This is a genomic window from Caloramator sp. (genome assembly GCF_020054765.1).
In the GTDB taxonomy this organism is placed as follows: Bacteria; Bacillota; Clostridia; order Clostridiales; family Caloramatoraceae; genus Thermobrachium; species Thermobrachium proteoclasticum.
Map to the genome: position 1 here is coordinate 1 of NZ_JAIHAO010000035.1, position 19123 is coordinate 19123.

Consider the following 19123-nt stretch of genomic DNA (forward strand, 5'->3'; position numbering starts at 1 on the left):
ACGTGCCGAGCCGAGCGGCCATCAGGACGATGGCATCGCGAGGGTAGGACTTTTTCAAACAAAGAAAAGCTTAGAATTGCTTAGCAAAATGAACTGATGCCTAAGAAATCCTTCATGGAGCTAATCAATATATAACTTTTTCAACAGCTGTTCTTATTTTATCAATTTTCTTTTATCTCTATATTACCTGCAATATTAGCTTCATTAAGATTATTATTCTCAGACCCCTTTACAAATCTATATACAAACAAGAACCCTACTATAATAACAATAGTTGTAAGTATCCCTGCCTCTGGTCCAAAAGCTCCACCTGTAATTATATTCTCCTTTAAATTTGAAACTGTTATTATTCCCCTCGCCTCTTGACCACTTACTGAAAGCCCAAATACATTTCCTTGAAAGTAGTTCCAAGTTAAATGATAACCAATTGCCATCATTAGATTATCAGTCTTTAGCGTCATATATGCAAAAAGAACTCCCACAAGAAAAATATTAAATATACCAAACCAATTTAAATTCGGATTAAATACGTGAAGTAGTGCAAATATTATTGATGATACAATTATAGCCATCTTTTCTGAATTTTGTTCCTTTAAAGCATATAAGCAATATCCTCTACTAAATAATTCTTCATTAAGAGCAACTAAAGTAAATATAATAAGTCCAGTTATATTATTTATTGAAAAATTTAATCCCTTTTCTACTGTTACATTACCTGTCAAGCTTATTACAACAAAAATGAAGGTCATTGAAACTGCACCCAATAGTAACCCTATTAATAAATGTTTCAAACTGTTTTTATTAAACCTTAAACCTATATCCTTAAATCTCTTTTTATCTATTGCACTAAGTATAATAAATACAGATAGTATTACAGCAGTCATTGATAATATTTTGATAATGAACCAATATATAGTATTTTCTCCTAAAATCAATCCTACTACTTCCTCTGATGTTAAAAAATTTCCTTCAAGCACAGATTTAAAACCTAAAAACACACTTCCAATTATTCCAACAAAAGCTCCAAAGAGAACTTGAAAAACAAAACTTAATAATAGGACTAATCCAATCCTCCAACCTGATCTTATTTTTCCCTGATTATCCTTTAATATTTTCATTGTATCCTCCCTTTTTTACAATTTTAGTAAATTATATAACAACATCTTATTTCAATCAAGCAAAAAAAGGTAAAATGTATATTATAAATTCATTATCTTAATAAATTAAATTAATAAATTATTGTACTGCCTATTTATCTATGATAAACTATTTTAAGAAAATTATGTAAAAGAGGGAAACAAAATGAAAAAGCGTATTGCATTGTTTTTAATTATCATTTTAACTATTATTAACCTTGCAGGTTGTAGCTTTAAAGCGACAAAAACAGAAACAAAAAAGACACTTATTAGAGAACCAGAGTGGATAAAAAACTCTGTTATCTATGAAGTAAACGTAAGACAGTACACTAAGGATGGTACATTTAAAGCATTTAAAGAGCATCTCCCAAGGCTTAAGGAAATGGGCGTTGATGTTCTTTGGTTTATGCCAATATACCCCATTTCAGAAAAAAACAGAAAGGGAACCTTAGGCTCCTACTACTCAATAAAGGATTACAAGGCAGTAAACCCAGAATATGGTACACTTGAAGAATTTAAAGAACTTGTAGATGAGTGCCATAAAATGGGATTTAAAGTTATATTAGACTGGGTAGCAAACCATACAGGTTGGGATCACCTTTGGATTAAAAACAAGGATTGGTACCTAACAGACAGTGAGGGAAATATAGTAAATCCTCCAGGAACCGACTGGACAGATGTTGCACAGTTAAATTACAAAAATGAAGAAATGAGAAAGGCAATGATTGATGCAATGGTATTTTGGGTAAAAGAGGTTGGAGTTGATGGATATAGATGCGATGTTGCAGGAAGAGTTCCTGTTGATTTTTGGGAAAAGGCAAAGGAGGAGCTTGAAAAAATAAAACCTGTTTATATGCTTGCCGAAGATGAAGGCAACAGAGAATATCTAAATAAGGTCTTCAACAGCAACTACAACTGGAGGCTTATGCACCTTATGGAGAGCATTGCAAATGGAAGGACTGATGCCTTTGGAATAAGACGTTTTGCTGAAAACTTTGATAAAATTTATCCAAACCACAGCTACCCAATGAACTTCATCACAAACCACGATGAAAACTCCTGGAATGGAACAGAATTTGAAAGAATGAAGGATGCTGTTGATGTTATGGCAATGCTAACCTTCACACTTCCTGGAATTCCTCTTATATACTCTGGACAAGAGGCTGCCTTAGATAAGAGACTTAATTTTTTTGAAAAGGATGAAATAGACTGGAAAAACTACCCTAAGCAAGATTTCTATAAGAATTTAATTAGACTAAAGAAGGAAAACAAAGCTCTTTGGAATGGAGAACACGGAGGAAGTATAAAATTCATTGATGTTAAAAATGATAATGTTCTTGCCTTTGTGCGTGAAAATGAGGGCAATAGGGTTTTAGTTTTTGCAAACCTTTCAGATAAGAGCTTCGATTTAGATGTTCCACTAAATGAGTATGCAGGAAGGTATACTGATTTTAATACTATTGATAAAGTGAAATTAAAGAAGAACCATTTAGTTAAATTTTCTCCTTGGAGTTATACAATATATGTAAGTAGTAAGTAAAATATAAATATCACCTATCAGTTTGTTGACAAATCTAATTGTAAGCTAAAATCTGAAAAGGCCCCATAAATGGATTTCAATGGACTCTTTCGTAAGCTTTAGCAATTCTTAGCTTTTCGACTTTGGAAAAGTCCGTAATTTGGCACAAGACGTGCCGAGCCGAGGGTCCATCAGGACGATGGCATCGCGAGAGTAGGACTTTTTCAAACAAAGAAAAGCTTAGAATTGATTAGCGAAATGAACTAATGCCTTAAAATCCTTTATGGGGCTAATCAATATATAACTTTTTCAACAGCCTGTAAAAGGTGCGTAGCACCTTTTACTTATATATCCTTTCTATAATGCATCCCCTCAAACTTTATCTTTTCTATCTCTTTATAAACCTTCTCCCTTGCTAACTCTAAAGTCTCTCCAACTGCTGTTAAAGATAACACTCGTCCACCATTTGTATAAAACCTGCCGTCATCTAATTTAACTCCTGAAATAAATACGTCTACATCTTTTATAGATTCAAGTCCAAATATTTCATCCCCTAATATAGGTGATACAGGATATCCTCTACTTGCTAAAACAACATTGCAGGAGGCTCCATCTATCCATTTAAACTCACATTCATCTAATCTTCCATTTAATGTCTTTAAAATAAGCTCTACTAAATCACTCTTTAAAAGAGGTAAAATTGCCTGAGCCTCAGGATCTCCAAATCTTACATTATACTCAAGAAGATATGGGCCTTCCTTTGTTATCATTATTCCAAAATAAATAAATCCTTTATAATCTAAGTTTTCCTCTCTTATTCCTAAAAGAGTCCTTTCCATTATATCCTCTTTAAACTTTTCAAAGACATCATCTGTTACATACCTATTAGGTGCAACAACTCCCATTCCTCCTGTGTTTGGTCCCCTATCATTATCCATAAGCCTTTTGTGGTCCTTTGCTGAAACAAAGGGCTTTATAGTTTTACCATCGGTTATACATATAATAGAAGCTTCAACTCCCTCAAGATATTTCTCTATCACAACTCTTTTGCCAGAACCTTTAAATAAATCCTCCACCATAAAGCTAAATAAAGTATCCTCTGCCTCATCTTTGCTACTACAAATTACAACTCCCTTACCCTGTGCCAGGCCATCTGCCTTTATTACAACAGGATATTTAACCTTATTTAAATACTCTTTGGCCTTTTCAAATTCTTCAAAAACCTCATAAGAAGCTGTTTTTACTCCATACCTTTTCATAAACTCCTTTGAATAGGCCTTACTTCCCTCAAGAAGGGCTGCTTTCTTACTTGGCCCAAATATTTTAATCCCGTTTTCCCTAAATTTATCTACAGCCCCAAGTATAAGATATTTCTCTGGCCCTACAACTACCAAATCTACTCCTTCACTCTTTGCAAAGTCTATTATGTCCTCTATGTCTTCTAAATCAACATTTTGGCACTTTTGCTCCAACATTGTTCCTACATTTCCTGGGCATACATATACTTTAGAACATAATGAACTTTCTGCTAACTTTTTAGACAGTGCGTGTTCCCTTCCACCTGAACCTAAAACTAAAATCTTCATAAAATCACCTCAGTGTTTAAAATGTCTAACTCCAGTAAAGACCATTGCAATACCATACCTATTGCAGGCATCTATGGATTCCTTATCTCTTATTGAACCGCCAGGCTGCATAATAGCCCTTATACCATATTCATTTGCCTTTTCAACAACATCCTCAAAGGGAAAGAAGGCATCTGACACAAGGCAAGTAGCCCCTTTACCCCTCTCTAATGCCTGACAAGCTGCCCATATTCTATTTACCTGACCTCCTGCAATCCCAATAGCCATCTTATCCTTAACAACTACAATCGCATTAGATTTTACATACTTTACAACCTTCATTCCAAAGAGCATATCCTCCATCTCTTTATCTGTTGGCTTTTGCTCTGTAACATATCTAAATTCGCTAACTAACTTTTTATCTACATCCTGTACTAAAATTCCACCATCTGTGCTTATATACTCTAATTTATCCTTTGGTGTTGACAATGCCTTTATAACTCTTAGATTTTTCTTCTCCTTTAAAATTAGAAGTGCATCCTCATCATAATCTGGTGCTATTACTATTTCTAAGAATATATCTATAAGCTTTTCAGCTGTTCTTTTGTCAACCCTTCTATTAAATGCAACAATTCCTCCAAATATGGATATCTTATCACACTCATAGGCTCTAATATATGCATCAAATACGTCTTCTCCTACTGCAACTCCACAGGGGCTATTATGCTTTACTGCACAGCAGCAGGGTTCATCAAACTCACAAACAACCTTCCAAGCTATATCCATATCCTTTAGGTTGTTATAAGAAAGTTCCTTTCCATTTAGCTTTTCAAAATCCTTTATGGCACCACATCCTACTGTCTTTGTATAGTATGCTGCCCTTTGGTGTGGATTTTCTCCATATCTTAAATCCATAGATTTTTTATAGGATAAAGTTAGGTATTCTGGGAAATCATCATCAAGAAGAAAATTGGATATGGCTGCATCATAGGCAGATGTTAAATTAAATACCTTTCCTGCAAGATATCTTCTCTTTTCTAATTTTACATCTCCATAGTTTAAAATCTCATCCATAACCATAGCGTAGTCCTTTGGATCACATATAGGAACAACATATTTATGATTTTTAGCAGCAGACCTTAACATCGAAGGACCGCCTATATCTATAAACTCTATCTTTTCATCATCCTTTAAATCATCCTCTACCTTTTCAAAGAAGGGATACAGGTTTACAACAACAAAGTCAATATACTCTATTCCTCTTTTACTTAACTGCTCAACGTGCTTTTCATTATCCCTTACTGCTAAAAGTCCTGCGTGAACTACTGGATGTAATGTCTTTACCCTTCCATCTAATATTTCATCAAAACCTGTTATAGAACTTACCTCGACTACATCTATACCTTTCTCCTTTAGGTATTTAAAGGTTCCTCCTGTTGAAATTATCTCAACACCCCTATCTGATAAAAACTTAGCAAATTCATAAATCCCTTCCTTATTATATACACTGATTAATGCCCTCATAATCCACCTCCAGTTTTTTTATAGCCTCAACTATAGCTATATGTTCTTCCCTTTGAACCTTCCTCTTTATATCTTCAATTTTATCCTCATAATCCACAGAAACAGTCCTTTGAAGTATTATTCTTCCTGTATCTACTCCCTCATCAACAAAATGAACCGTACAGCCTGTTATCTTCTCCCTATTATCTAAAACAGCCCTATGCACATTATCCCCATACATCCCAACACCTCCAAACTTTGGAAGCAATGATGGATGAAGGTTTATTATTCTATCCTTATAATCCTTTAATATATCTCCCTTTAGTATTGATAAAAATCCTGCCAAAACAATAAAATCCGCTCTATATTTAACTAATTCATAAATTCTATCCGAAAGCTCATCCCTATAGGCTTTTCTATCTAAAATGTATGTCTCTATTCCTCTTTTTTTTTGCCCTCTCTATTCCATAACACTTTCTATCTGATATAACTAAAACAACCTTTGATTTTATCTCATCTTTTTCTACTGCATTTAGTATTGCCTCAAGGTTAGTACCATTTCCTGATACAAGGACGGCTATATTAAACATACCCTTCCACCGCCCTTTACCACTTCTCCAATTATATATGCCCTTTTCCCACCTTCTTCTATTGTCCTTACTACTTCTTCAGCTTCATTTTTATCCACACAAATAACAAAACCTATTCCCATATTGAAGGTTCTATACATTTCTGTCTCCTCTACACCTCTTTGCTTAAAAAGTTTAAATATCTCTGGTATTTCATAACTATCTTTATATACTACTGCATCAAAATCACCCTTAAACATCCTTGGAATATTTTCTAAAAATCCTCCTCCTGTTATGTGAGCCATTCCTTTAATTTCAAATCTATCTAAAAGAGGGAAAACATCCCTTACATAAATATTAGTTGGAGTTAAAAGAACATCTCCTATCCTTTTATCTTTAAATGGTTCGTCAAGGTCTGTAACGATTTTTCTTATTAATGAATATCCGTTGCTGTGGCATCCTGAAGACTCTATTCCAACAAGCAAGTCTCCCTCTTTTATTTTGCTGCCATCAACAATTTTATCCTTCTCAACAATTCCAACACAAAATCCAGCAATGTCAAACTCTCCATCCTCATAAAAACCTGGCATTTCTGCTGTCTCTCCTCCGATTAAACTACATCCTGCCAAAATACACCCATCCTTTATTCCGTTTATAACATTAAAGGCATCCTCTGCACTTAGCTTACCACAGGCAAAATAGTCAAGGAAAAACAAAGGTTTTGCACCGTTGCATAAAACGTCATTTACACACATCGCAACACAATCTATTCCAATTGTATCAAGCTTTTTCATATCTATGGCAATCTTCAGCTTTGTTCCAACACCATCACAGCCTGATACCAATACAGGATTTTTATAATTTTTAATTTCAAATAGGGCACCAAAACCTCCAACACCCTCAAGTACACCCTCTGTATAAGTTTCCTTAACCATTCCCTTTAGCATTGAAACAAGCCTATTACCTTCATCTATGTTTACACCAGCATCACAATATCTCATATCACTCTTTCCTTTCAAACATAAATTTATCTGCCTCAAAGGGGGCTGAAACAGGATATATACCATTAAAACAGCCTAAACAAAAGCTTTTTGCATCGAGGGCATCTAAAAGTCCCTCTATACTTAAAAAACCTATGCTATCTGCACCAAGTTCTCTTCCTATTTCCTCCTCATTTAAGTTTGAACCTATAAGCTGACTTCTTCTTGGAGTATCTATACCAAAATAGCAGGGATATTTTACAATAGGAGATGCAATTCTTACGTGTACCTCCTTTGCACCATTTTTTCTTAAAAGTTCAATTAGCCTCTTCATAGTAGTTCCGCGTACTATAGAATCGTCCACCAACACTATTCTTTTTCCCTCTATATTTACCTTTAGTGGATTTAATTTCATTGAAACAGCAGCTTCCCTAAGCTCTTGTGTTGGTGCAATAAAGGTTCTGCCTACATATTTGTTCTTAACAAAACCCATTCCATATGGAATTGATGAAGCCTTTGCATATCCTACAGCAGAATGGGTACCTGAATCTGGTACGCCAACTACAATATCTGCATCACAGGGCTTTTCTTTAAAAAGATTTTCTCCTGCCTTAACCCTTGAAATATAAACATTTATTCCATCTATTGTACTATCTGGCCTTGCAAAGTATATATATTCAAAGGAGCAGGTTTTAAGGGAGGTTCTCTCTATCATCTTATAGCTTCTAAGTCCCTCTTTATCTATAACAACTATTTCACCCGGTTCTACATCTCTATAAAACTCTCCACCTACCGCATCTATTGCACAGCTCTCAGATGATAAAATATAATCATCTCCAAGCCTTCCTATGCAAAGGGGCCTTATACCATTTGGGTCTCTTACTACAATTAATCTGTCCTCTGTTAGAAGAAGAATGGCATAGGAACCCTTAACTGCTTGGATTGCATCAAAGCAGGCCTTCTCTATTCCCTTTTTGTAGCCTCTTGCAATTAGGTTTAATACCACCTCAGAATCAATAGAAGTCTGAAATATACAACCTGCCTCCTCTAAAAGCTCCCTTATAATATCTGCATTAACTAAATTTCCATTATGGGCAATGGAAATACTTCCAAGTTTATATTTACTCAAAAGAGGCTGTGCATTTTGAAGGTTTGAATCGCCGGTTGTTGAGTATCTAACGTGGCCTATTGCAGAATAGCCTATCATTTTATCTAAATCTTCCCTTTTTAAAGCATCTCCAACAAGTCCCATACCTTTTTTTAGATTTACTACCTCACCATCCGAATAGGCAACTCCTGCACTTTCCTGCCCCCTATGCTGAAGGGCATAAAGCCCATAGTAGACTATCTCCCCAACCTTCTTTTTTTCCCTTGAAAAAACACCAAATACTCCACACTCTTCTTTAAACTTATCTAATCCATAATGCATTGGAGCTCCTCCTCCCAAACCCTCTTTAAATCGCAAATATTTTTATCTATAACCATTATTCCGTTTATATTAACTTCAATCCTGCTGCCCTTTGTTTCCCCAATTACCTCAGCCAAAACTCCATATCTTTTAAATTCAGTTATTATTTCATCTACATATTCCTTTTTAGCCGATAGAATAAACCTTCCTTGGCTTTCAGAAAATAGGAATATATCCTCCCTTAAATTTGTCTTTACATTTACCTCTACCCCTATTTCATTCTTAAAGGCACATTCACAAAGTGCTACAATCATTCCACCCTCTGATACGTCGTGGGCACTTTGTATCAAACCTTCTTTTATTAGTTTTGTTAAGCACTCTATCGTATTCTTTTCAATTTCAGGATAACACCTTGGTGCACTACCTAAGACCTTGCCATATACTACCTTTAGATATTCACTTGCGCCTATTTCATTTAAGGTTTCTCCAACTAAGATAATAGAATCACCTAATTCCTTAAAATCTATTGTACAAGCTTTGTTTTTGTCCTCCAAAAGACCAACCATCCCTATTGTTGGAGTTGGATATATTCTTGTTTTATTTGATTCATTGTAAAAGCTTACATTACCACTTACAACTGGAGTATTTAATACCCTACTTGCCTCAGTTATACCTAAAATTGCCTGTCTAAATGTATAATAAACCTCCTCATCCTCAGGATTTGCAAAGTTTAGACAGTCTGTTATTGCAATTGGGGTTGCTCCTGTTGCTGCTATATTTCTTGCCGCCTCACACACTGCAATCTTTGCACCTTCATAGGGGTCTAAATAGCAATACCTTGAATTGCAGTCAACCGTTAAGGAAAGTGCCTTATCTGTTCCTTCAACTACAACAACAGCAGCATCTCCTCCCGGCCTTACTATTGTGTTGGTTCTAACCATATAATCATACTGCCTGTAAACCCATTCCTTTGAGGCTATATTTTCAGACTTTAAAACTTTAATTAATGCTTCATTTAAATCCTCTAATCTTTTAATACTATCTATATCAAAATATAGTTCATCTAAATATTTAGGTCTTCTATAAGGTCTTAGGTTTGCCTTTGTACCATCTCCTAAAAGTTCAACCGGTACACAGCCTACTACCTCATCACCTACTGTTACAGTTAAATTTTTATCCTCTGTTATTTCTCCTATAACTGTTGCGTTTAGATTCCACTTTTTAAATACCTTTAATATCTCCTCTTCATACCCCTTTTTTACAACCAAAAGCATTCTCTCCTGTGATTCTGAAATCATTATCTCCTCTGGAAGCATATTTTCTTCCCTTGTAACAACCTTTGAAACATCTATTTTAATTCCGCATCCACCCCTTAGGGCCATCTCACAGCTTGAGGAGGTTAGTCCTGCTGCACCTAAGTCTTGTACTGCGACTACATATTCCTTATCCATAAGTTCAAGACAAGCCTCAAGTAGAAGCTTTTCCATAAAAGGGTCTCCAACCTGAACAGCAGAACGCATAGCCTCTGACTCCTCTGTTAAATTACAGGAGGCAAAGCTTGCTCCACCTATTCCATCACGTCCTGTTGTGTGTCCAACCAATATTACACTATTTCCAACCCCTTGGGCTATTGCCCTCTTTAGCTTATCCTTTTTTATTATTCCAACACTCATTGCATTAACAAGTGGGTTATCACTGTAGCAGTCGTCAAACACAGTCTCTCCTGCAACTGTTGGAATCCCAACAGAGTTACCATAATTACCTATTCCGTTAACCACACCCTTTAGAAGCCTTTTATTTCTTTCATCATTTAGGTGTCCAAATCTAATTGAGTTTAAGTTTGCAATAGGCCTTGCACCCATTGTAAATATGTCTCTTAATATTCCTCCAACCCCTGTTGCAGCCCCTTGATATGGCTCTAAGGCTGATGGATGGTTGTGACTCTCTATTTTAAACACAACTGCCAAATCATCACCTATATCTACAGCACCAGCATTTTCACCCGGTCCTTGAAGAACCCTCTCTCCCTTTGTATTAAACAGTTTAAGTAGAGCCCTTGAGTTTTTGTAACTACAATGCTCTGACCATAAAACTCCCAACATAGAAAGCTCTAAATCATTAGGTTCTCTATTTAAACCTTCAACTATCCTTTTATATTCCTCCTTTGTTAAACCAACCTTTTCGTATCTATTCATTTTCACAAACCTCCTTAAGCTTTAGGCTCATTGCACTAACTTCCTTCTCTAATCTTTGTTTATATTCTGAAAGCTTTTCTGCTATTTTTTCATCATTTATTGATAACATCCTTAGAGCAAGTAGGGCCGCATTTTCTGCCCCACCTACTGCAACAGTTGCAACAGGTACTCCCTTTGGCATCTGAACTATTGAAAGAAGTGAATCGATACCCTGAAGTTTTGAAACAACTGGAACACCTATTACAGGGAGCGTAGTTAAGGATGCAACCATCCCTGGAAGATGTGCCGCTCCCCCCGCCCCTGCAATTATCACCTTTATTCCTCTATCTCTTGCACCCTTTGCAAACTCATACATTTTATCTGGAGTTCTGTGGGCTGAAACAACATCTATCTCATAATCAACATCAAATTCCTTTAAAACCTTTTCTGCTCCCTTCATAGTCTCATAATCTGAAATACTTCCCATTATAATTGCAACAGATGCCATATTAACATCCTCCTATAAATTCAAACTCCATATTAGAGAGTCTCTCTATTCCTTCTTCCAAATCATTACAAAGATAGGTTATATGCCCCATCTTTCTTCCCCTTTTAACTTCACTTTTTCCATATAGGTGTAAAAAGAGTCCCTCTATATTTAAAAGTTCCTCAAAACCCTTTAAATAATAGCTACCCTCTATATCTTTATCTCCAAGTATATTTCTCATAACTGCCTTTGAAATCTCTCTTGTACTTCCAAGGGGAAGATTTAAAATACTTCTTATGTGCTGTTCAAATTGACTTGTTATACAGGATTCAATTGTATGGTGTCCAGAATTATGGGGACGAGGTGCTATTTCGTTTATATATATATTTCCTTCTTTATCAAGGAACATCTCTATGCAGAATATTCCATAATCTCCTATTACCTCTATAAACCTATCTGCAATCTCATATATCTTATCTTCAGTCTTCTTATCTATCCTTGCAGGTGAAATGCTAAGGTGAAGTATGCTGTTTTTGTGGATGTTTTCAACAGGAGAGAAGTGTTTTATCTCTCCTCTTTTATTCCTTGCAACAAGTATTGATATTTCCTTTTCAAATTGAATTAGTTCCTCAATATAAAAATGATACTTAAGATTTGAAACAATGTCCTTAAGATGAGATGGGCTTTCTATCAAAATATTTCCCTTCCCGTCATATCCTCCCCTTGAAAACTTTAGCATACAGGGAAAGCTGTCTATTTTATCTAATTCATCCCTTTTATAAATCTTTGGTACATTAAAGCCCTTTTCCTTTAAAAAGAGCTTTTGATTTAGCTTATCTTGAATTATCTCGAGGGTATTTGAGGATGGTATAACCTCTCTACCTCTTTTTTCTATCTCCCTTAAAAACTCTACCGATATGTGTTCAAACTCATAAGTTATAACATCACATTGGTTTATAAAATCATCTATACTACTTAAATCATCATATCTTGAAACTATCTGAAAATCGGATACCTGTCCTGCAGGTGAATTATGAGTTGGGTCAAGTATTACAACCTCAAACCCCATCCTCTTTGCCTCAAAGGCGAGCATCCTTCCAAGCTGTCCTCCACCTACTATCCCAATCCTTTTCATACTATGCCTCCTTAAAATAGGCAATTATCGATTTAAAAAACACTAATCCATCCTCACCATCAAGAAGTTTGTCCTGTACCCTCTCTGGATGAGGCATCATTCCAAGTACGTTTCCTCTTTTATTTACAATACCTGCAATGTCTGCTACTGAACCATTTGGATTGTTTTGATATCTAAATACTATTTGGTTATTTTTTATAAGCTCCCTTAATCCCTCATCATCTATATAATAGTTACCCTCTCCGTGGGCTATTGGAAAGTTTACAATATCACCCTTTTTAAAAAGATTTGTAAAGGGAGTGTCGGTATTTTCTACTATTAATTTACAATCGCTACATATGAAATTCAGATTTTTATTTCTAAGAAGTGCTCCTGGAAGTGCCTTAAGTTCTGTTAGTATTTGAAAGCCATTGCATATTCCTAAAACAAGTTTTCCTTTTTCAATGTGTTCATTTATGTTTTCAAGTGCCTTTGCAAATCTTGCAATTGCACCACATCTTAAATAATCTCCATAGGAAAATCCACCTGGAAGAACTATTAAATCCTCGTCATCTATCTTTTCATCGTGCCATATATATTTAACTTCAACATTTAATCTTTCTAAAACCTTATAGGCATCTATATCACAGTTAGAACCTGGAAAAACTATAACCCCCGCCTTCATTCTATCACCTCAAACCTTACAGAATAGGTTTCAACCTCAAAGTTTACAAGAAGCCTCCTACACATCTCGTCTATCTTTTCACGGGCTGCCTCTATTTTATCCTCCTTTAAAAGTACCTCTATGTGCTTTCCTATTCTTACATCCTCTGCATAAAGAGAGAGCTTTTCAAGTCCCTTTTTAACTGCTGTACCCTGTGGGTCAAGTATGCTCTTTTTTAAGGTAACATCTATATATGCCTTAATCATCTTAACTCCTCCAATCTCTTTAAAATCTCTCTATAGCCTTCTATTACATTTCCCAAATCCTGTCTAAATCTGTCCTTATCGTATTTATATAAAGTTTCCTTATCCCAAAGCCTACAGGTATCTGGAGATATTTCATCTGCCAGTATAACTTCATGCCTTTTCCTTCCAAACTCAAGCTTAAAGTCGATTAGTATTATTCCTATTTCCTCAAACATATTTGTTAATAGGCTGTTTATTTTAAGGGCTGTATCATATATGTTGATAAGTTCATTCCTCTCTACCAATCCAAGTGCTATTGCGTGGTAATCATTTATTAGGGGATCCTGTAGAGAATCGTTTTTATATGAAATCTCAAGAATTGGCTCATTAAACTTTTGTCCTTCCTTTAAACCAAGCCTTTTTACTATGCTTCCTGCTGCATAGTTTCTAACAATAACCTCAAGGGGAACTATACTGACCTTTTTGACAAGCTGTTCTCTATCTGAAAGTTTTTCAATGAAGTGTGTTTTTATATTGTTTTCTTGAAGTTTTTTAAATATGATAGAAGAAATGCTGTTGTTTAGTATTCCTTTATCTAATATTACATCCTTTTTAAGACCATTAAAGGCTGTTGCATCATCTTTATAGTAGACGATTAGCTTATCAACCTCATTAGTCTCATAGACCTTTTTTGCCTTTCCTTCATAGAGCATATTTAATTTTTCCATATTAACACCCCTTTTATTGGAAATTGAAGTCCAGAGCATTTTGCTCTGGACTTTTAAATTAATGAGGGAGAAGTGCAAATCTTATGATGAAAAGAACTGCTAAAACATATACGGCAGGATTTACTTCTTTAGACTTGCCTGTAACTATTTTTACTATTGGATAGAATATCATACCTGCTGCTATACCATTTGCTATGCTGTAACTAAATGGCATAACTGCAATTGTAAGGAATGCTGGAAGTGCTTCTGTAAAATCATCAAAATTTATCTTAGTTATAGCACCCATCATTAGGGCACCAACGATTACAAGTGCTGGAGCTGTTGCCTCTGCTGGAACTATTCCAACAAGACCAGTAAAGAACATTGCAAGTAGGAACATAACTCCTGTTGTAAAGGCTGTTAGACCTGTTTTTCCACCTTCTGAAATTCCTGCAGTTGATTCAACATATGTTGTAACTGTACTTGTACCAAGCATTGCACCACAAGTTGTTGCAATAGCATCTGCAAGAAGTGCCTTGTTCATATTCTTCATCTTTCCATTTTCATTAAGTAGATTTGCTTTTTGAGCTGTTCCAACAAGTGTTCCAATTGTATCAAACATATCAACTAAGCTGAAGGATATAACAACCATAACAACGCTCATTATAGCACCAACTAGTCCTGCTTGGCCTAATCCTAAAAGTCCCTTAAAATCCATCTTCATAAATGTTGGTGAAACTGATGGAGGAGCAGATATTAACTTAACACCATCAATATTTGTTATTCCCATAGGAATTCCGATTATTGTTGTAGCTATTATTCCAATAAGTATTGAACCTTTAACGTTTCTTGACATTAATATTCCTGTTATTGTAATACCTATTAAAGTTAATAGTGCACGCTTATCTGTAAAGCTTCCAAAACCAACAAGTGTTGCTGGATTATCAACTATTATACTTCCACTCTTAAGTCCTATTAATGCTATGAAAAGTCCTATACCACCTGAAATTGCAAGCTTTAAGTTTTGTGGAATTGCATCAACTATCTTTTCTCTTAGAGAAGTTACTGTCATTAGTATGAATAATATTCCTGATATAAATACTGCTGCAAGAGCTTGTTGCCAAGTATAGCCTAATGTTAAACAAACGCTGAAAGTAAAGAAGGCATTAAGCCCCATACCTGGTGCTTGTGCAAAAGGAACATTTGCATAAAGTGCCATTATAAATGTACCTATTGCTGCTGATATACAAGTTGCTGCAAAAACTGATGCAACTACTGGGTCGTTTATTGCATTAAGGCTTGCTGCTGCATCGCCTAATGCATTTTTACTATTCATACCTGCAAACTTTAGTATGTTTGGATTTACAAATATGATGTAGGCCATTGTGATGAATGTTGTAATACCTGCTATAATTTCTGTTTTTACGGTAGTATTGTTTTCTTGAAGCTTAAATAGCCTCTCAAGAATTGATACATTTTCTTCTCTTCTTTGAGTTATATCCATAATCAAAACCTCCCTTAAAAAATTATCACCCTGACTTACCATGAGTAAGTCAGGGTGATAGATATGCTAAATAAACATAGCAATGCCCGACTCACTCATAGTCGGGGAATTTACGGTCCCCCGGTAGAGACTTCCGAACCATATTATCGGAATTATATGAGTGACTTATGTAATTTACACTATTATATTAACACCATATTTCGCTACAGTCAATATATTTTTTGTTGTTTTTACTTAATTATTCGGTAAAAAATAAGTCAATTAAATGAATTTTGTTTTATATTTCGTTAATTAACGAACATTTAAACACAGACTGGCAGCCATATTACATATAACTTTTGACCAAAAGTTATTTCTATGATTTTAACACAAACAAAATAAGAAGGCAATACGTAAAATTAATTAGGCAGCTGTAGTACAGCTGCCTCAGATTGTTGACAAACCTGTTTGTTAGCTAAAATCTAAAAAAGCCCCATAAAGGGATTTCAATGGGCTCTTTCATAAGCTATAGCAATTCTTGCTTTTCGACTTTGGAAAAATCCGTAATTCGGCACAGGACGTGCCGAGCCGAGCGGCCATCAGGACGATGGCATCGCGAGGGTAGGACTTTTTCAAACAAAGAAAAGCTTAGAATGCTTCATCTACATTCTCATTTGCAAACTGGCTGTTGTATAAATCTGCGTAAAATCCTCCCTTTGCAAGCAGTTCTTTGTGGTTACCCATTTCAATAATTCTTCCCTTATTCATAACTATTATAAGCTCAGCATCACGTATTGTAGATAATCTATGGGCTATTACAAAGCTTGTTCTTCCCTTCATAAGATTTGCCATAGCCTTTTGTATTAATACTTCTGTTCTTGTGTCAACACTACTTGTTGCCTCGTCAAGAATCAATATCTTAGGATCGTGAAGTATCGCACGAGCAATTGTAAGTAGCTGCTTTTGTCCCTGTGATATATTAGTTGCCTCTTCGTTTATTACTGTATCATATCCCTGTGGAAGAGTTCTAATAAAGTGGTCTGCGTGGGCTGCCTTTGCTGCCTTTATTATATCCTCCATTGTTGCGCCTTCTTTTCCATAAGCTATATTATCCTTAATTGTTCCATTAAACAGCCAAGTATCTTGAAGAACCATACCAAACATCTTTCTAAGCTCACTACGTTTAATATCCCTTGTGTCAACACCATCTATAGTTATTCTACCAGAATTGATTTCATAGAATCTCATAAGCAGGTTAACCAATGTAGTTTTACCTGCACCTGTTGGCCCAACTATAGCAATAGTATGCCCTGGTTTTACTTCTAAATTTAAATCCTCTATTAAAGGTACATCCTCCTTATATCTAAAGGATACATTTTCAAACTTCACTTCACCCTTAGGTTCTTCAATTACCACAGCATCCTTACTATCTGGAATTTCCTCTTCTTCATCCAAGATTTGGAATACACGTTCTGCACAGGCAATTGTTGACTGAATAACATTTGCTATATTTGCTGTTTGGACTATTGGCATTGTGAAGGATCTTGAATATTGTATAAAGGCTATTATATCCCCTATTCCAAGACGGCTCTTTGTTATCCATATTCCACCTACTATACTTATTCCAACATAACCTAAGTTACCTATAAAGTTCATAAGTGGGAACATTATACCTGATATAAATTGGGCTCTCCATCCTGCTTCCCTTAGTCTATTATTTATAGATTCAAAATGTTCTATTGCATCCTTTTCACGTCCAAAGGCCTTTACTATCTTGTGACCTGTATACATTTCCTCAACGTGTCCACTCAACTCTCCAAGTTCCTTTTGCTGCATTGCAAAGTATTTTTGTGATTTCTTTGCAATAAGCATTGTTGATATAACATAAAGCGGCATTGTAGCAAGTACAATCAATGTTAATGTTGGGCTTATTGTAAGCATCATTATAATATAGCCAATTATTGTTATTACAGACGTAATCATTTGAGTTAAACTCTGCTGCAATGTTGTTGCAATTGTATCAACGTCATTAGTAATACGGCTAAGTATATCCCCGTGTAGATGTGTATCAAAGTACTTAAGTGGAAGTCTTGAGAGCTTATCATCTACTTCCCTTCTTAAATCACGCACAGTCTTTTGTGAAACACCAGACATAACAAGCCCCATAGTCAAACTAAATAGGGCACTTATTATATAAAGAGCAATAAGAATCAATGCTATTTTTCCTATATAGTTAAAATCATACTCTCCATTTGTTTCTCTTATTGCAGTTATTACTGCATTTATTTGCTCATCTGTAAATTTAATGTTCTCTTTTGCATCCTTTGGTGCATTATCCATTGTATTTTGCATTTCTTTGCTTAAATCCAAAATCTTCTTAGTCACATCAGCCTTTTCATCTGCATTTGCAAGAGAATCTAATTTTGGTAAGGCTAAAAACTCCTGAACAGCCTTTATGCTCTTTGTATCAAATTTATTTTTAGAATCAGTATCATCTGTATTCATATCTGGCATTTTACCAAATATATCAAGCATTCTATTTAAAACCTTTGCCTTCTCTTCAGCATCTTTTATTGAATTTAACATTGGAAGTTCAAGCAGTTCTTTTGCACTCATTAACTGCTCAGTATCCATCATATCATTTGAAGCAGTTCCTTCACTATTCATATTTGGCATCTTAGCTAATATATCTATTAGCTTAATAGTTGTCTTCTTCTTCTCATTTTCATCCTTAATACTGCTTATATCAGGTAGAGATAGAAGCTCTTTAAGTGTATTAAAATCTGAAGCATTTATATTACCTGTTTCTGCCCCTGAAGTATTTGGCATACTTTGAAATATGTCAAGCAGCTTAATTAAAGTCTTTTTCTTTTCTACAGGATCCTTTATGTCGCTTATCAATGGAAGCTTTAAAAGTTTTTGGGCTGCCTCCATTGTCTTTTTGTCCATTTTATTTGTTGTAGTGCTTGAATTTGTATTGAAATTTTTAATCTCTGGTATTTTTGCAAGTGCTTTATTTAAAGTATTTTCGTCAAGTTGCATTGACATACCTTGCCCTTGAGATGGCATATTCTTTGATAGACTTAGAAACTTTTTAATTATATTTATCTTTTCGTTAGGATTTTTTACATTTTCAAGTAGTGGAAGATTTAGCATCTCCTTTGTTGATGAAAGAGTTTTTGCGTCTATTTGTCCACTCTGTGGCATATTTTCAAGAATATCAATAAATTCAAGAGTTACTTCAATCTTCCTTTGTCTATCGGTTATTGTATCAATCATTGGAAGTTTTATAAGTTTTTGCATAGCCTCAAACATTTTAGGATCCATTGGTGGCATCTGTCCACCCTGTGGAATTTGCTGCATACCACTCATCTGCTGCTGCATACTTAAAACTAAATTCCTTTGAACCTTACCCATTTGCAAAGTTATATTATCTACTGCAGCCTTTTGTCCACTTACAACACCCTGATACAATTGAATAGCTATGCCCTTGTACATTTCATCTACTGCCTTCTTTTGTGCATCCGCCATATTATTTGCTATCTGCTCTACAGCCTTCTTTTGTCCAT

At 35.1% G+C, this 19123-nt stretch carries 14 protein-coding genes, 1 pseudogene and 1 riboswitch; of the genes and pseudogenes, 1 reads left to right on the plus strand and 14 read right to left on the minus strand.

Features of this window, described 5'->3' with window-relative positions; all coding sequences use genetic code 11:
• Positions 1-161: 161 nt before the first annotated feature.
• Positions 162-1118 (minus strand): type II CAAX endopeptidase family protein, encoded by a 957-nt coding sequence (locus JG776_RS09755; protein WP_291967008.1) that lies wholly within the window; start codon positions 1116-1118, stop codon positions 162-164.
• 184 nt (positions 1119-1302) lie between these two features.
• On the opposite strand from JG776_RS09755, the gene JG776_RS09760 reads away from it, so the two are divergent.
• The gene (locus JG776_RS09760; protein WP_291967010.1) at positions 1303-2676 is read left to right on the plus strand and encodes an alpha-amylase family glycosyl hydrolase; all 1374 of its coding nucleotides are present in this window, start codon (positions 1303-1305) and stop codon (positions 2674-2676) included.
• Between the two features lie 323 nt (positions 2677-2999).
• Here the strand turns inward: JG776_RS09760 and purD are convergent, their stop codons facing one another.
• The 13 genes and pseudogenes from purD to JG776_RS09825 all read right to left on the minus strand — a co-directional run bounded on the left by purD (position 3000) and on the right by JG776_RS09825 (position 18059).
• Positions 3000-4241 (minus strand): phosphoribosylamine--glycine ligase, encoded by a 1242-nt coding sequence (gene purD, locus JG776_RS09765; protein WP_291967011.1) that lies wholly within the window; start codon positions 4239-4241, stop codon positions 3000-3002.
• A 9-nt stretch (positions 4242-4250) separates the two neighbouring features.
• Entirely contained in the window at positions 4251-5744 is a 1494-nt protein-coding gene (gene purH / locus JG776_RS09770; RefSeq protein ID WP_291967013.1) for a bifunctional phosphoribosylaminoimidazolecarboxamide formyltransferase/IMP cyclohydrolase, read from the minus strand.
• Positions 5719-6313 (minus strand): annotated as a pseudogene (purN, locus tag JG776_RS09775) (phosphoribosylglycinamide formyltransferase). The gene purH and the pseudogene purN overlap by 26 nt, the downstream one beginning before the upstream one ends.
• Entirely contained in the window at positions 6301-7293 is a 993-nt protein-coding gene (gene purM, locus JG776_RS09780; RefSeq protein WP_291967015.1) for a phosphoribosylformylglycinamidine cyclo-ligase, read from the minus strand. Before purM ends, purN begins: the two are co-directional and overlap by 13 nt.
• Position 7294: 1 nt before the next feature.
• Positions 7295-8701: an amidophosphoribosyltransferase gene (purF, locus tag JG776_RS09785; protein ID WP_291967017.1), complete on the minus strand. Its 1407-nt coding sequence runs from the start codon at positions 8699-8701 to the stop codon at positions 7295-7297.
• Entirely contained in the window at positions 8686-10875 is a 2190-nt protein-coding gene (purL, locus tag JG776_RS09790) for a phosphoribosylformylglycinamidine synthase subunit PurL (protein WP_291967019.1), read from the minus strand. Before purL ends, purF begins: the two co-directional genes overlap by 16 nt.
• On the minus strand, positions 10868-11362 hold the full coding sequence (gene purE / locus JG776_RS09795) for a 5-(carboxyamino)imidazole ribonucleotide mutase (protein WP_291967021.1): 495 nt from the start codon (positions 11360-11362) through the stop codon (positions 10868-10870). Before purE ends, purL begins: the two co-directional genes overlap by 8 nt.
• 1 nt (position 11363) lies before the next feature.
• Complete coding sequence (locus JG776_RS09800) at positions 11364-12476, minus strand: 5-(carboxyamino)imidazole ribonucleotide synthase (RefSeq protein ID WP_291967023.1); 1113 nt, start codon at positions 12474-12476, stop codon at positions 11364-11366.
• A gap of 1 nt (position 12477) precedes the next feature.
• Positions 12478-13140 carry a phosphoribosylformylglycinamidine synthase subunit PurQ gene (gene purQ, locus JG776_RS09805; RefSeq protein WP_291967025.1) on the minus strand — a complete coding sequence of 221 codons (663 nt, stop codon included), beginning with the start codon at positions 13138-13140 and terminating at the stop codon, positions 12478-12480.
• Positions 13137-13385 (minus strand): phosphoribosylformylglycinamidine synthase subunit PurS, encoded by a 249-nt coding sequence (purS, locus tag JG776_RS09810; RefSeq protein ID WP_027308629.1) that lies wholly within the window; start codon positions 13383-13385, stop codon positions 13137-13139. The genes purQ and purS overlap by 4 nt, the downstream gene beginning before the upstream one ends.
• Positions 13382-14092, minus strand: a complete 711-nt coding sequence (gene purC / locus JG776_RS09815; protein ID WP_291967028.1) for a phosphoribosylaminoimidazolesuccinocarboxamide synthase — start codon at positions 14090-14092, stop codon at positions 13382-13384. Before purC ends, purS begins: the two co-directional genes overlap by 4 nt.
• A 58-nt stretch (positions 14093-14150) precedes the next feature.
• A complete protein-coding gene (locus tag JG776_RS09820; RefSeq protein ID WP_291967030.1) occupies positions 14151-15575 on the minus strand; it encodes an NCS2 family permease in 1425 nt (474 codons plus the stop codon).
• A gap of 78 nt (positions 15576-15653) precedes the next feature.
• Positions 15654-15755, minus strand: a riboswitch (purine riboswitch).
• 447 nt (positions 15756-16202) lie between these two features.
• Positions 16203-18059 (minus strand): ABC transporter ATP-binding protein, encoded by a 1857-nt coding sequence (locus tag JG776_RS09825; protein WP_291967053.1) that lies wholly within the window; start codon positions 18057-18059, stop codon positions 16203-16205.
• Positions 18060-19123 lie beyond the last annotated feature (1064 nt).